General features: G+C 34.9%; 10 protein-coding genes. 7 read left to right on the top strand and 3 right to left on the bottom strand.

Annotated features, from left to right (window positions below):
* Positions 1 to 7: 7 nt before the first annotated feature.
* The 3 genes from MSBRM_RS04185 to MSBRM_RS04195 form a co-directional block, all read right to left on the bottom strand.
* Positions 8 to 1,174 (bottom strand): CgeB family protein, encoded by a 1,167-nt coding sequence (locus tag MSBRM_RS04185; protein WP_048154678.1) that lies wholly within the window; start codon positions 1,172 to 1,174, stop codon positions 8 to 10.
* Positions 1,175 to 1,248: 74 nt separating this feature from the next.
* Complete coding sequence (locus MSBRM_RS04190) at positions 1,249 to 2,217, bottom strand: glycosyltransferase family 2 protein (RefSeq protein WP_048154680.1); 969 nt, start codon at positions 2,215 to 2,217, stop codon at positions 1,249 to 1,251.
* Positions 2,218 to 2,957: 740 nt separating this feature from the next.
* Positions 2,958 to 3,950: an IS701 family transposase gene (locus MSBRM_RS04195; protein ID WP_048155834.1), complete on the bottom strand. Its 993-nt coding sequence runs from the start codon at positions 3,948 to 3,950 to the stop codon at positions 2,958 to 2,960.
* Positions 3,951 to 4,943: 993 nt separating this feature from the next.
* Between MSBRM_RS04195 and gmd the strand changes: the two genes are divergently transcribed.
* The 7 genes from gmd (at position 4,944) to MSBRM_RS04230 (ending at position 14,206) form a co-directional block, all read left to right on the top strand.
* Positions 4,944 to 6,065 carry a GDP-mannose 4,6-dehydratase gene (gene gmd / locus MSBRM_RS04200; RefSeq protein ID WP_048154693.1) on the top strand — a complete coding sequence of 374 codons (1,122 nt, stop codon included), beginning with the start codon at positions 4,944 to 4,946 and terminating at the stop codon, positions 6,063 to 6,065.
* 53 nt (positions 6,066 to 6,118) lie between these two features.
* Positions 6,119 to 7,057 carry a GDP-L-fucose synthase gene (fcl, locus tag MSBRM_RS04205; protein WP_048154696.1) on the top strand — a complete coding sequence of 313 codons (939 nt, stop codon included), beginning with the start codon at positions 6,119 to 6,121 and terminating at the stop codon, positions 7,055 to 7,057.
* Between the two features lie 1,409 nt (positions 7,058 to 8,466).
* Positions 8,467 to 9,645, top strand: coding sequence for a non-hydrolyzing UDP-N-acetylglucosamine 2-epimerase (wecB, locus tag MSBRM_RS04210; protein WP_230669042.1), 1,179 nt, complete (start codon positions 8,467 to 8,469; stop codon positions 9,643 to 9,645).
* Positions 9,646 to 9,963: 318 nt separating this feature from the next.
* Positions 9,964 to 11,010, top strand: coding sequence for a polysaccharide deacetylase family protein (locus MSBRM_RS04215; protein WP_048154699.1), 1,047 nt, complete (start codon positions 9,964 to 9,966; stop codon positions 11,008 to 11,010).
* A gap of 45 nt (positions 11,011 to 11,055) precedes the next feature.
* Positions 11,056 to 12,240: a carboxylate--amine ligase gene (locus tag MSBRM_RS04220; RefSeq protein WP_048154703.1), complete on the top strand. Its 1,185-nt coding sequence runs from the start codon at positions 11,056 to 11,058 to the stop codon at positions 12,238 to 12,240.
* 62 nt (positions 12,241 to 12,302) lie between these two features.
* Complete coding sequence (locus tag MSBRM_RS04225) at positions 12,303 to 12,914, top strand: PHP domain-containing protein (RefSeq protein ID WP_052712690.1); 612 nt, start codon at positions 12,303 to 12,305, stop codon at positions 12,912 to 12,914.
* A complete protein-coding gene (locus MSBRM_RS04230) occupies positions 12,911 to 14,206 on the top strand; it encodes a polysaccharide pyruvyl transferase family protein (protein ID WP_048154706.1) in 1,296 nt (431 codons plus the stop codon). Before MSBRM_RS04225 ends, MSBRM_RS04230 begins: the two co-directional genes overlap by 4 nt.
* Positions 14,207 to 14,296 lie beyond the last annotated feature (90 nt).

Raw genomic sequence — 14,296 nt, forward strand, 5'->3', positions numbered from 1 at the left:
AATCACATCAGTTACACGATTTGCACACTTCAATAATCTTTTTAGCCCTATGCCTGTATGTGTGTTCCTTCAGAATCCTCTGCCTTGCCCTTTCACCTATTTTCAGCCTTTCTTCATCAGAGGACAATAACCATTCATAGGTTTCTACAGCTTCATCTTCATTATTGACAACAATAATCTCTTTTCCAACTTCAAACCACTCTTCTATCCCTTTGTAAGGCTGGGAAACTATGCAGGCTCCGTAAGCTGCAAGTTCAAACGGCCTGGCTGTAGCAGAGGCATATATATTTGTATGAGACCATCTGGTGATATTCAGGTTGATCTTACTTTTGCAGCAGAATTCGCGGAATGCGCTGTAGGGAACTGGACCAATAAGCTTTGCATTCCCCATGTCAATTCCGAAGTTACCACCCCCTACTGAGAAATTTACATCAGGCAGCCTTTTACTAGGATTTGTAATCATATTTGTCATCCATTCTTCCCTTAATTCACTTCCGTGACCATAGAATGAGACATCAATAGTCTGTTCAACATTTACAGGGGCAAAAAGATCTGCGTCTGCTGCATAATACAATGGAGTAACGTTTTTTGCACCGGCTTCCTTGAGGTCTTCTATAACTCCTTTTGAATTGACAAAAAAAGCATCATACTCTGAAAGGTCCGAATTCACATAGTAGTCAAACTTAAATCCACGTGACATCGCATACTTGGGAAGGATTGTAGGCATATCCCCATCATAATAAAGGCATGGAATCCCGAATTCTGTTTTTAACTCAGAAGGAATTCCTGTGATATGGTTAAGTGGAATATTCATAAAAAGAATAAAATCAAGATCTTTTTCTTTAGTTATAATGTCCGTGAGTTGTTTTTTGATCTTAGGCTTGATATCAAGATTGATTAAGTTTTTAGTTATGGTAGAAAGAAACTTATTGGGTTTTGAAGGATCAGCAACTTTCTTCTGGGATTTCAGGAAGTTATTATAAAGAATACTCTCAAGTTTACATGAATTCTCATATGTTCTCCACCAGAGACTTTCCACTGCTCCTCCGAGGTAAGGGACTACTATAACTTCGTTTCCTGTCTCATGGAGAGCCTTCAGTAACTGCCACCATGAGGGTGTACACCCAAGTTTGTATTTTAAGTCGATAGTAGAAACAAACGCCAATAGTTTCATTGAATTACCTACTATAAAGACAATAATAAATAAAGAGTTAGTCTAAATGTTTTTAAGAAACAATTCCTCACAGTTTAAAATGCCTTCGCATCCTCCAAAATGGCAGATATCGAATGCAGCAGGATGCCTGTCAAAGCCATGAAACTCCCTATGATAATAAACAGAATCATGAGCATGGTAGGCCCGAAATACAAACTTTTTCCCATCGTGAAATCCTGTATGAAAAAAGTGCCCATAACAAGACCGCTTATTCCAAGAACCAGTCCCGGGATTGTAAGGTAGTAAAGAGGTTTGTTAAACTCTATATCTTTTAAAATCATAAAAAGAACTCCAAAGCCGTGTTTTATCGGGTTTACGGTTGAACAGTCAACGTCGTATCGGACTCCAATTTCAACTTCGGCTATACGAAGGCCAGATTTTCCTGCGTCTGCAAGCATTTCGCTTTCTATAGCCATTCCCTTAGCTTTGAATCGGAAAACATCTTTCGTTGACGCTGAAAAAGCGCGAAAGCCGCTCTGGGAATCAGTAATCTGAATCCCAGAGTTTAGCTTGGTGACTCCGTCAAGAATAGTCTGGCCGATACGGCGATAGGAGGGAGTATTCTGATCCAGACCATTTAAGTACCTGTTGCCGTTTACCATGTCGGCTTCACCTTTTATGATAGGCTCGACAAGCTTCGGTATCTCGGCAGGGTTATGCTGACCATCGGAGTCCATGGTAACTATTATATCCGCACCCAGGTCATCTGCGGCTTCAAATCCGGTCTTGAGGGCTGCACCTTTCCCTTTATTTACCTCATGAATAATTACCTCAGCTCCTGCTTTTCTTGCGATCTCGGCCGTTCGGTCTGAGCTGCCATCGTCGACCACAATAACGTTGTCGGCATAGTGTCTGGTAAGCAGAACTATACTGCCGATGGAAATTTCTTCATTAAAGGCAGGAAGGATCACTGTGACATTCTGCGGGGCTGTGCTTTTTACACACTCACTTTGTTTTTGGATTGTGTGCTGTGCACTCTTATCCACTATTTTTCCTGAGCTCAATTTGGATGACCCCTGATATTGTACAGTTTTAAGTGAATTTGCGTATGAGCCTGAAAGGCCGTTTAATTCCGATAATATTATAACCGTGTAATATATACTATAATATTAGCTTTTTGGAGACTAATATGAAAAACTATCATATAAATTTACTGCACTAATTCTGAAGAATGTCAATAATTATGGGAAATAATGTTATTGGTTACCCTTTTTGTGTAATTGAATATAAGGTTAAGTGATTTTAATAAAAGTCTGAAAATATAGCTTCATAAATCTAAATTACTATTATAAGATTTCTCGTAAAGTATAAATTGAGATTCCAAAAAAGTTATTCTGCAAACCTTACGGCATCTTCTCATGTATTTTATGAATGTATTCTGCGTTTGAATGAGTATTTTCCAAAATATCTACAATCCAAATCCACTTGCGGCAATCTCTAACTAAAAAACGAAAAATCGGAGGAAAAAACAGTGATTGGTCAGGCATCTTCGGTCGGGATTACAGCCTTTTTGCTGCATATTTATCAGGCCTGCTATCAAATGCAATAAAACTTCTTTCAAATCGATAAAAGTCTCGGCTAGAGTAAGCCAGATTGTCAAAAAGGTAGGCCCGAGATTAAAGCTTCTGTCAGAATGTCAGTACAATTAAACTACTGTTAGCCCGGTTGGTAATTGACCAATTTGTTAGGAGTTACGCAGTTGGCTCCTAGCATATTGTTTTTTCCAAACTTTCAAATATTTGAATTAATTTAACGTGTATTGGGGATTCCTTAAGTATTCTGTCACTGCCACTCTTCTAATTTTCATAGCACTTTCAAACCAGGATATTCCACTTTTGATTCTTTGTAATTCCAGTCTAAGAAAAGCTCTTAATGAGAACATTATATGTGCTCTTTGTGATTCTTCCTTTCTTGCCTGACATTTTTCGACACCACAGAACTGTTTTATTCCCCTATGATATTCCTCAATTTTCCATGACTTCTTTGCCAAATCTTCACGTTTTGCTTCATCCATCTCTTGCACATCTGTAACCCAGTGTTGCGTGTCTCCATTTTTTGAAACTATCCTAAACACCTTTACAAATCCATATGCTTTGAGGTGAACCACACGTCCTTTTGGAGGAATATCTACTGTTTCAAGTGGCACATTTCCCTTGTTGTCAGGATTTACCAAACGATTATTTTTCAATCTTGTAAGGAAATGCCACTCTTTCTGTCTAATGGCTTTAAGGTTTTTCACACTTGCATACCATGTATCAAATAAAACGAATTTGGGATTAAAACCACGTTCTTCGGCCTTGTCAAGCATATCACGGAAATGGTCATTCTTTGTTTTGTCGTCTACATCGATGTTATAAATTCGAAAATCGATAGGTATAACGGTTGTACCGTCAGTCCAAACTAAGGTAACCAGGCCTATTCCCTTTACAGTACGATGATGTTTTCCACTCCACATACGACGAACAAAAGCAATTTCTTCTGCGTATGGTTTATCTAATGTTGAATCATCAACAATTAGGTATCCTCCCTTAAGCTTGACATAACTTTTTACTTCCTCCCATAGTGCTTCCGTGTCTGGAGGTTGCCTTTGAAGGCAACGAGTAAAAGCATCATGAGAAGGAGCATTAGCTATGTCTGGATAACATCTAGCAGCTTCAGTACAGCTAAAAACGTTAGAAGCCGCAATGAGAAAATTAATGTAGTCAATGTCGGTACACTTAGGTGGATTTATGTCCATAACTCCGTACGTTTTTAGAGAAACACTAAGCCATAAGTATATTTATAAAGATATCAAGTTTTCGGCATTTTAACTGCGTAAGTCCTATTTGTTTCTTAATTCTTTTTTGATTTTCCCCGGTTGTTTCTAACAAGTTTAACTACATTTATTGAGAAAGCTTCAACGGATTTGTCTCTCTAAAGCGAGAATTCAAACTGAATCGACATACATAATGTTAAAAATAATTAAATTTACTACTTAAATCTTTTAATTTACTACAAAAATTTACAAAAAAGATTAAAATTCTGCACTTATACGATTTAATAGGCAGTGTGCCAATTTTTCTGTAAAATCACAAATCTCAATAAGTTATTGGGTAGAAAATTACATATCGGCAGATCAATTTTTTCCATACTATGCAAAAATTTGACCTCAAATTTACAGCAAATTTAAGACATTGCCATTTAGTCAAATTGATGAACTTATATATCTTAAAAAGAATTATTGTACAGTTTGGTGTGAACGAAAACCAATCCTGGTTGCTCTATCTAAAGAAACCAAACAATGCTGTCTGAACTACTATTGTCAAGATATATACAGACAGCAATTTAGAAATTCATATCATAAATAATAAGTATCAAATCTCCTGAAAGTTCTTCTATTTTCTAATAAGTAGTCTTATAATTTGCATTTAAAATCCAACTTTTCAGCAAAATTTCAGAAACGTTTTTGTTTTTAATGGAATTTATCTAAACAATTATATTGAGTGGTTATTTATACAACTATAAATAATAATTAAGAACAGGTAGTCAGAAAAATCTAGAAGCAGATGTAATACATGCAAACCAATGTATTTAAATAATTAATAAATGTAATTTATTTAAAATTAAGAGGTAAAATTGATTTTCCGATGCAGATAAGATGAAATTATAATGAGTGAAATTATTCCCGGCACGAGATTAGATATTTAATAAATTAATCCTTATGATTTTTAACAAAGTTGAGGAAAATAGCTTGTCCAAAGTTGCGTTAATAACTGGAATTACAGGTCAAGATGGCGCTTATCTTGCTGAATTTTTACTTGAAAAAGGATACATTGTGCATGGAATCAAGCGGCGATCTTCTTCTTTTAACACGGCAAGAATTGATCATCTTTACAAAGATCCCCATGAGAGAAATGTTAATTTTTTCATGCATTATGGGGATTTGACAGATTCTACCAATCTAATTCGCATAATTCAGGAAGTTCAACCTGATGAAATATACAATCTTGCAGCCCAGAGCCACGTTCAGGTATCTTTTGAGACTCCAGAGTATACGGCAAATTCTGATGCCATAGGAACTCTCAGGATACTGGAGGCTATACGCATTCTGGGTTTTGAAAAGAAAACAAAATTTTACCAGGCTTCTACCAGTGAACTCTATGGAAAAGTTCGGGAAATCCCTCAGAAAGAAACTACTCCTTTTTGCCCAAGAAGCCCGTATGCAGTAGCTAAACTGTACGCATACTGGATTACGGTCAACTACCGGGAAGCCTATGGTATTTTTGCATGTAATGGAATTCTTTTCAACCACGAATCTCCAATCCGTGGTGAAACTTTTGTGACACGAAAAATCACAATGGCGGCTACAAGGATAAAATACGGCATGCAGGATAGGCTTTACCTCGGAAACCTTGATTCAAAAAGAGATTGGGGCTTTGCAAAAGATTACGTCGAAGCCATGTGGCTGATGCTCCAGCAAGAAGGGCCCGACGATTACGTTATAGCAACGGGCGAAACTCACTCTGTCCGGGAATTTATTGAACTTACATTCAAAGAACTCGGAATCGAGATAATCTGGCAAGGAAAAGGAGAAGAAGAAGTCGGAATCGATGCCATTACAAACAAAGTCTTAGTTGAAGTAGATCCTGAGTATTATAGACCCACTGAAGTAGAAGTTTTGATTGGTGATTCATCAAAAGCCAGAAGAAAACTTGGCTGGAAACCAAAAGTCAGACTGGAAGAACTGGTAAAGATGATGGTAAAGTCCGATGAAGAAGAAGTCCTGAAAAGTTATCCTGCAGAGAAATTAGCTTCCAGCCCGGAAACTGAGGAAGATTCAATAAAATCAGAATTAGATATTAGGAGTTTATAAATTTCAGAACAGTACCGTAAAAGGTAAAATTCTTTTTAAATAAAGGCGATAGAATGGAAAAAGAATCAAAAATTTATGTAGCCGGACATAGGGGCCTTGTAGGTTCAGCCCTTAAAAGAAAACTTGAATCAAAAGGCTACACCAACCTTATTTTTCGTACCCATAAAGAACTAGATCTTATAAACCAGCAAGCTGTAAATGAATTCTTTGAACAGGAAAAGCCTGAATATGTCTTCTTAGCCGCAGCAAAAGTGGGTGGAATTCTTGCCAACAGCACCTATCCTGCCGAATTTATCTACGAAAACCTGATGATTGAATCAAATATTATCCACGCTGCCTACAAATGTGGTGTGAAAAAGTTGCTTTTCCTTGGCTCTTCCTGTATTTACCCAAAACTTGCACCTCAGCCTCTTAAAGAAGAATATCTATTGACTGGCTCTCTTGAAGAGACAAATGAAGCCTATGCAATATCTAAGATTGCCGGAATCAGGCTCTGCAAACATTACAATCAGCAGTATGGAACTAATTTCATTTCTGTGATGCCGACAAACCTCTACGGACCTAATGATAATTTTGATCTTGAAACTTCCCATGTGATGCCTGCACTGATCAGGAAATTCCATGAGGCGAAGGTAAATAACAAACCTGAAGTTGTTGTGTGGGGTACAGGCAAGCCTCTTAGGGAGTTCATGCATGTGGATGATATGGCTGATGCATGTGTGTTTTTGATGGAAAACTATGATTTTTCTGAGGTTGGAGAGTTTGTAAATATAGGGGTTGGAGAGGATGTTACAATCAGCGAACTTGTAGAATTAATAAAAAAGATTGTAGGGTTTGAAGGGAAGATTAATTATGATACTTCAAAGCCTGATGGGACTCCAAGGAAGTTGATGGATGTTTCGAGGTTGAATGGATTGGGGTGGAAAGCCAAAATTTCACTTGAAGATGGAATTAAAGAAACTTATGAGTGGTATCAAAATCAAATCAAGTGAAAGGTTTTGATTGTATATAAATGAGGAATCGAACAGAATAAAATCCACAAAAAAGAAAAATGGTATCCTCTTTAAATTTTATGGGTAAGAATAAATTTCACGTATTTGCAGAAAATTTAAGAATTTAATCAAGTCTGAGAAACAACCTCAAGCTATTAATTCAACTTTATAACTGTGTGATGAAATTGATGCATATTTCTCAGGTTGGAAAATTCTCCATTGAATTGAAGAGGATACTATAAATTTACTGAAATTATTCTGAAGGATGCCAATAGTTGAGGAATAATGTTATAGGTCACCCTTTTCGTAAAAATGAACATAAACTTAAGTGATTTTGCTAAAGGCCTGAAAATATAGCTTCATAAATATAAATTTCCATGAAGAATGTCTCGCAAAGTATAACTTGAGACTCCAAAAAATTTATCCTGCAAACCTTACGGCATCTTCTCACATATTTTATATATGATATTCGCATTTGAAAAAGTAATTTCCAAAATATCCACAATCCAAGACTACTCGCGGCAACTTCTAACTAAATTATGAAAAACCGGAGGAAAACAGCAAGGATTGATCGGCAGCTTTAATCGGGAATTACGGCTTTTTTACGGCATATTTATCAGGCCTGCTTTAAATGCAATAAAACTTCTGTAAAAGCCATAAAGTCAAGGTTAGAGTATATAGAATAATCAAAAGAGTATCTGGGATTAAAGCTTCTGCTGAAATATTAGCATAACTTGGTAAGTAATTGACTGATTTGTTCCTTAATTCTCTTTTGATTTTACTCATGTCATTTCTAACAAGTTTACCTACTTTTGTTGAGAAATCTTCAACAGATTTGTCTCTCTAAATCGAAATTTCAAACTGAATCGGCATATATATAAAGTTAAAAAATAATTAAGTTTACTACTGAAATCTTTAAATTTGCTACAAAAATTTGCAAAAAATTAAAAACTTTGCACTTCTACAATTTAATAAATTGTGTAAGATAACTATGAGCAAAAAATTCAGGGGACTACTACCTGAGTAGCAAAAATAACGATCTAAATGAGAGGTATCTAACAGGGGTTTTGTAAGGAGTTAAGCAAAAATGGGTCTGCATATATTTACTATTATTTTATTGTATTTGCTATGATGGCTGGTGTACTGATCGCAGATCTACTTAATTTGGACATAGATCGGAAACCAAACGGAAAATTTGTATTAGGTATGGGTCTTTATATAGTCTCTCTAAATAACTGTCACAAAATAAATTATACATATTGTTTATAACATTTATTTTTCAGTTGGTGATAACGATCTGAAAAATCAAGGCATTCAATTGAAGTCTGTGCATAATTTGTTCTGCGACGACCCTAAGTCAGAGAAAAAGAATATTTTAGTTATTTTTATGTAAGTATTGTTACTATTCTATGAAAATTAAAGAGAAAATGGGATTTTCCGGCGCAGGCAAGGTAAAAACTATGAAGATTGCAATCATTCTTGGCACAAGGCCTGAGATTATAAAAATGAGCCCCATTATAAGGCAATGTGAAAAACAGGGCATTGACTATTATATTCTCCACACAGGTCAGCATTACAGCTACGAAATGGACAAAATCTTTTTTGAGCAGTTAAAACTCCCGCAGGCGAAGTACAATCTTGATGTAGGCTCCGGCAAGCATGGAGAACAAACAGGAAAAATGCTTGTAGCCATCGAAGAAATACTGATTAAAGACAGACCGGATATTGTGCTTGTCCAGGGAGATACAAATACTGTCCTTGCCGGGGCTCTTGCAGCTTCCAAACTTCAAATCAAAATCGGGCACGTGGAAGCAGGCTTGAGATCTTTTGATTGTACTATGCCCGAAGAAACAAACAGGATCATTGCAGACCATATTTCAGATTACCTCTTTGCCCCTACCGAGACTTCAAGAAAGTACCTGCTAAACGAAGGGATTCCCAATGAAAAAATCTTTGTTACAGGAAATACGGTCGTTGATGCAGCCTATCAGAACCTTGAGATTTCTAAGAACGGAGTAGATATCCTTAAAGAGCTCGGCTTAAAGGAAAAAGAATATTTTGCAGCCACAGCCCACCGTGCTGAAAACGTGGACAACACAGAACGCCTAGGGAGAATCCTTTCCGGTTTTTCGCAGATTTACAAAGAATTCGGCCTTCCTATAATTTTCCCAGCCCATCCAAGAACTGTGAAAATGATCAAGGAATTTGGTTTTGAAATTCCTGAAGGAACAAGGTTGATTGAACCTCTTGGATATCTGGAATTTTTACAGATTGAAAGCGGGGCAAGAATGATCCTGACCGATAGTGGAGGCGTGCAGGAAGAAAGCTGTATACTAAAAGTCCCTTGCGTGACGCTTCGAGACAATACAGAAAGGCCTGAGACGGTGGATGTAGGTGCAAATATTGTTGCTGAAAGTGGAGAAAACATCATTGAATGCACAAAAAAAATGCTTGAATCCAATCTTGAGTGGGAAAATCCATATGGAGAAGGAAATGCTGCAGAACTAACTCTTCAGAATACAGTGACTGGTTACGGCATTGAATTCCGTAAAATTAAGAATTCTGAACAAATTCAATACTGGAGATAACAAGATAGAAATAATAAATGCTATTTTTAAAAGGTGGAAAAAGGAATATTAAAAATCTACGAGGCGGATGCTGTGGTGATTTTTACGAAACAGTGCATACTTTTATTTGAAGGCTGAGTGGCTTAAAGAGCTTACTGGAAAAGAGAGTCTAGTTATTCTGGATGGAATATAGTTGAACCGAATGAGTTTATTGAAAATGGTTTTGTTTATACGAAAATTGTGAGAGTAGATCAAAACTAAAATGAGATCGTTTGAGTAGGGAATCACAATTTTAGAAGTAAGTTTAGTTTTATAAAATCCTGAAAAAGGATGAACACAATGTATAAGAAATTAAAAGAAAACAAGGAACTTTGGGATCTCTTTACCAGAAAGGAAGAATACGATCTGACCTTTCGTGATATGTATGAGAGATTTCCGTACTATCTAGGCAGCCAAAGAAATATTTTTGAACCCAGTGTTTCCAAATTTCTGTTAGAAAATGGGCTGAGACCGCAGTATCCGGACAGAAAACAGTTTGCTGTTTGCCTTACACACGACATTGACATTGTTCATCCAGGTAGATTGTACCCAATATTTGGAGCCGCAAGATCTTTTGTTAAAGGAAATTTAACAGATGCTATAAAAATCCCCTTTTCTATACTTGACAAAAAACGAAATCCTTTCTGGAACTTTAAGGAAATAATGGAGCTAGAAGCAAAATATGATGCAAAATCCAGCTTTTATTTTTTAACTCTGGAATCCGGAGAGAGCGACTACAGCTATAATATAGAGGATATCGAAGATGAATTAAAGACTATATCAGAAAATGGATGGGAAGTTGGTCTCCACGGAGGACATGAATCTTACAACAGTTTTGAGGACGTCAAGAAAAAAAAGCAAAAGCTTGAGAAGGTTCTCGGCAAAGAAGTAATTGGATACAGAAATCACTACTTAAGATTTAAGGTACCGAATACTTGGGAATTATTGAGTAAAGCAGGCTTCAAATACGACTCTACATTTGGATACGCTGATTGTGCAGGATTTAGGAATGGAATGTGCCATCCGTTCAAACCTATTAATGTGAATACTGGACAACAGATCGACATTCTTGAGATCCCTCTGACAATCATGGATTGTACTTTATTTAAAGATTACATGCGACTTGATTTTAAAAAGGCATGGGAATTCACAAAAAGTCTGATTGATACTGTTGAGCAGTGTAATGGTGTAATTACAATCTTATGGCATAATACATACATGCAGGAGGAGAATTTGAAATTTTATGAGAAAATTTTGGAATACTGTTCAGAGAAAAGAGCTTGGATGACGAGTGGTGAAGAAATTGCATTTTGTAAAAACAATATATTTTGTAAAAACAATATATAATGTCAAGAATTTTACTAATTCACACATGAATAGTTGGTGTAATTAATGAAAGTGTTAATTACTGATGGAGAGTTTAAACATAGTCTTGCAGCTGTTAGAGCTCTTGGAAAACAGGGAATTGAAGTCATATCTTCATCAATGTATGAACGAAATATGTCTTTTTATTCGAAATATTGTAATAAACAGTATTTATATTCAGATCAAATTAATGAAAAAGTGTTTATCTCAAACCTTATAGACATAATTAAACAAGAAAGTTGCGATGTATTGTTGCCCATTGGATTTAAAAGTTGTATGAAGATTTCAAAATATCAGCAAACTTTGGAACAATACGTAAAAGTCCCACTTCCAAATTATGAATTTATGCTCATAGCATCTGATAAAAATAAAACGATTAAATTTGCGATGGAAATGGGTATTCCCACACCAAAAACAATATTTCCTATGTCAATAGAAGAGGTAAAAAAAATTTCAAATGATCTTCAATATCCTGTCGTAATTAAAGCACCGGAAGAATCAGGATCTGTAAAGTATGCAAATAATGAAAAGGAATTAATGATATTATATACACAAGTATGTATTTCCCATCCACAACAAATAGAATCCGGAAAGTTTCCACAAATTCAAGAATATATTCCTGGTGAAGGATACGGTTTTTTTGCACTTTTCAATCATGGTGAACCTAGAGCAATTTTTGCGCATAAGAGACTTCATGAATATCCACCTACTGGTGGACCAAGTACAATGGCGCAAAGCATTTATGATCCAGATCTAAATGCAATTGGTTTAAGACTTCTAAAATCTCTCTCTTGGCATGGGGTGGCAATGGTAGAGTTTAAAAAAGATATCAGAGATAACACATTTAAATTAATAGAAATTAACCCAAAATTTTGGGGTTCCTTAGATCTTGCAATTGCATCTGGAGTTAATTTTCCATATCTTGCAGTTAAGATGTGTATAGATGGAGATATTAAACCCGTTTTTGAATATAATAATAATTTGATATTTAAATGGATGTTCCCAGATTTCGTATATTCCATCGCAAATAATTGTTTAGGAAATTATTTCGTTAATTTATTTAATAAAAATATCACAAATGACTTGGATTATAACGATATAAAACCAAATTTATTTCAATTTATTGATACAGTCTCGGAAATATATTTAAGAATAAAAAAGAAAAACTTAAGATATCCACATGGCAAACCGGAGATTGAACATGATCATTGATTTACATATACATTCAAAGTATTCTTTTGATTCAATACAGTCTCCTTCTAAGATAATAAAAATTGCAAAAAAAAAACCTAGATGGAATTGCGATAACTGATCACGGTACAATAAAAGGAGGACTTGAAGCTAAAAAGATAAACAAAGATCCTAATTTAATAGTAATAGTTGGATGTGAGATAAATACAGAGATTGGGGATATTATAGGTCTTTTTTTGAATAAAGAAATAAATTCAAGAAATAGCATGGAAGTAATAAGAGAAATTAAAGCACAAGATGGAATTGTAGTACTTCCTCATCCCTACAGAGGTCATAAATTAAATGAAGAGTTATTAAACTCTGTTGATGCCATTGAAGGATTTAACGCCAGAAGTACTATAGAAGAAAATGAAAAAGGGATGGAATTAGCCAAAAAGTACAATAAACCAATTGTTGCGGGAAGTGATGCCCATTTCACTTCAGAAATTGGGAATGCTAAATGCTGCATTAATGAAGAGATTGGAGATTTAAAACTCGCTTTGTTATCTCATAAGAAAATATATTGTAATCCAAGTCCTCAGCATTATAAAGAGATCAGCCAAATTATAAAATCATTTAAAATGAGAAAAATAAAAAAAATTCCGTTTCAAATCATATATTTAGCACACAACTTGATAAAGAGAGAATTTATATGATAAACAAAACCATAGGACTTTTAGGTGCAATAGGGTATGACGACATGGGCGATGATGCATTGCTATTGGCGAATCTCGATGCTTTAAAATCAAGGGAATATAATATTCTTATTTTTTCATATAGTGTATCTAGAACCACAAATCTTTTGATATCATATGGATTTTTACCAGAGAATAGTCTCTCCGATACTATTAAGATTGTCGACTCTTTTGATTATCTTAATCAAAAGATTATGTATAAGTATATAGATGTAGTATTAAATCGTCTGTGTAGAAATTCATCTGATATTTTCCAAACAATTAATCATAATCGAACTTTAAAAAAAATCACTAATAACATTAAGACCGAAAATAAACAAATCCCACACTTTATCGAATACCTGACTAACATCAAAGAGTGTTCTTTGCTACTCTTTATTGGGGGAGGGTATATGAATAGATATTGGGGATGTAAAATATATCAATTTATAAGCACTCTTTCAATTGCTCACGAAGTTGGAATTCCATGCATTGCATCAGGCCAAACTTTCGGACCGCTTGATGATATACAGAAAAAAATTGTAAAAAAACATATTAATAAATTGGATTATATCTCAACTCGGGACATCAACCGGTCAAAAAAAAGGTTATTGGAACTTGGATTTGACGAAAATAAGATTATAGAAGGACCTGATGATGCCATTTTTTTAAGCAAAAATATGAATTACATAAATAGATATGATTCCTCTTTCGTTGTTACTGTAAATTTTGGACTATTTTTAAAATACAGTAAGTATCCACTTGAATATATATACACTATTTTTGCACAATTTTTTGACTACCTGGTGGACAGCAAAAATGCTATTATTTTGAACATTTCGATGACCATTAGCGGTAAGGATATTGAGCAGGGATTATCGATACAAAGTAAAATGAAACATAAGGATAAGTTTTATTTTGTGCCTTTATACACTGATTTGAAAACAATTAAAGCAATTATTTCGACTTCCGATCTTGTTGTGAGTAGTCGGTTGCATCCAATCGTATTTTCGATTAGTGAAAGAAGACCCTATATTGGCATCTCCGGTGGTGGAGAATACTACAACTCTAAATTAATGGGTATCTCGGAAATTTACAGTTATATATCCGATAATCATATAATTGAAGCTGATAATTTGTCTCTAGATAAATTAAAAAATTTGTTATCTTCAACATTAAATGAAGATTATAGATTGAATAATATTTACGAATTAAATGAAACTAAAAGAAACAACTTTTTAAAGAAGGTGGACTCTTATTTTTATAAAAGCTAATTTTTTTAGCTCTGCAGAAATTACGGTGCTCCTACATTAATTAGTTGATATTTTAAAGGATCTGTAATTTAGGAACGTTTGAAATATAAG

It is taken from the genome of Methanosarcina barkeri MS, assembly GCF_000970025.1.
Classification (GTDB): domain Archaea; phylum Halobacteriota; class Methanosarcinia; order Methanosarcinales; family Methanosarcinaceae; genus Methanosarcina; species Methanosarcina barkeri.

Coding starts and splice junctions, on each gene's coding strand:
- MSBRM_RS04185 (WP_048154678.1), bottom strand. CDS start 1,174: ATGAAACTATTGGCGTTTGTTTCTACTATCGACTTAAAATACAAACTT.
- MSBRM_RS04195 (WP_048155834.1), bottom strand. CDS start 3,950: ATGGACATAAATCCACCTAAGTGTACCGACATTGACTACATTAATTTT.
- fcl (WP_048154696.1), top strand. CDS start 6,119: ATGGAAAAAGAATCAAAAATTTATGTAGCCGGACATAGGGGCCTTGTA.
- wecB (WP_230669042.1), top strand. CDS start 8,467: ATGAAAATTAAAGAGAAAATGGGATTTTCCGGCGCAGGCAAGGTAAAA.
- MSBRM_RS04215 (WP_048154699.1), top strand. CDS start 9,964: ATGTATAAGAAATTAAAAGAAAACAAGGAACTTTGGGATCTCTTTACC.
- MSBRM_RS04220 (WP_048154703.1), top strand. CDS start 11,056: ATGAAAGTGTTAATTACTGATGGAGAGTTTAAACATAGTCTTGCAGCT.
- MSBRM_RS04230 (WP_048154706.1), top strand. CDS start 12,911: ATGATAAACAAAACCATAGGACTTTTAGGTGCAATAGGGTATGACGAC.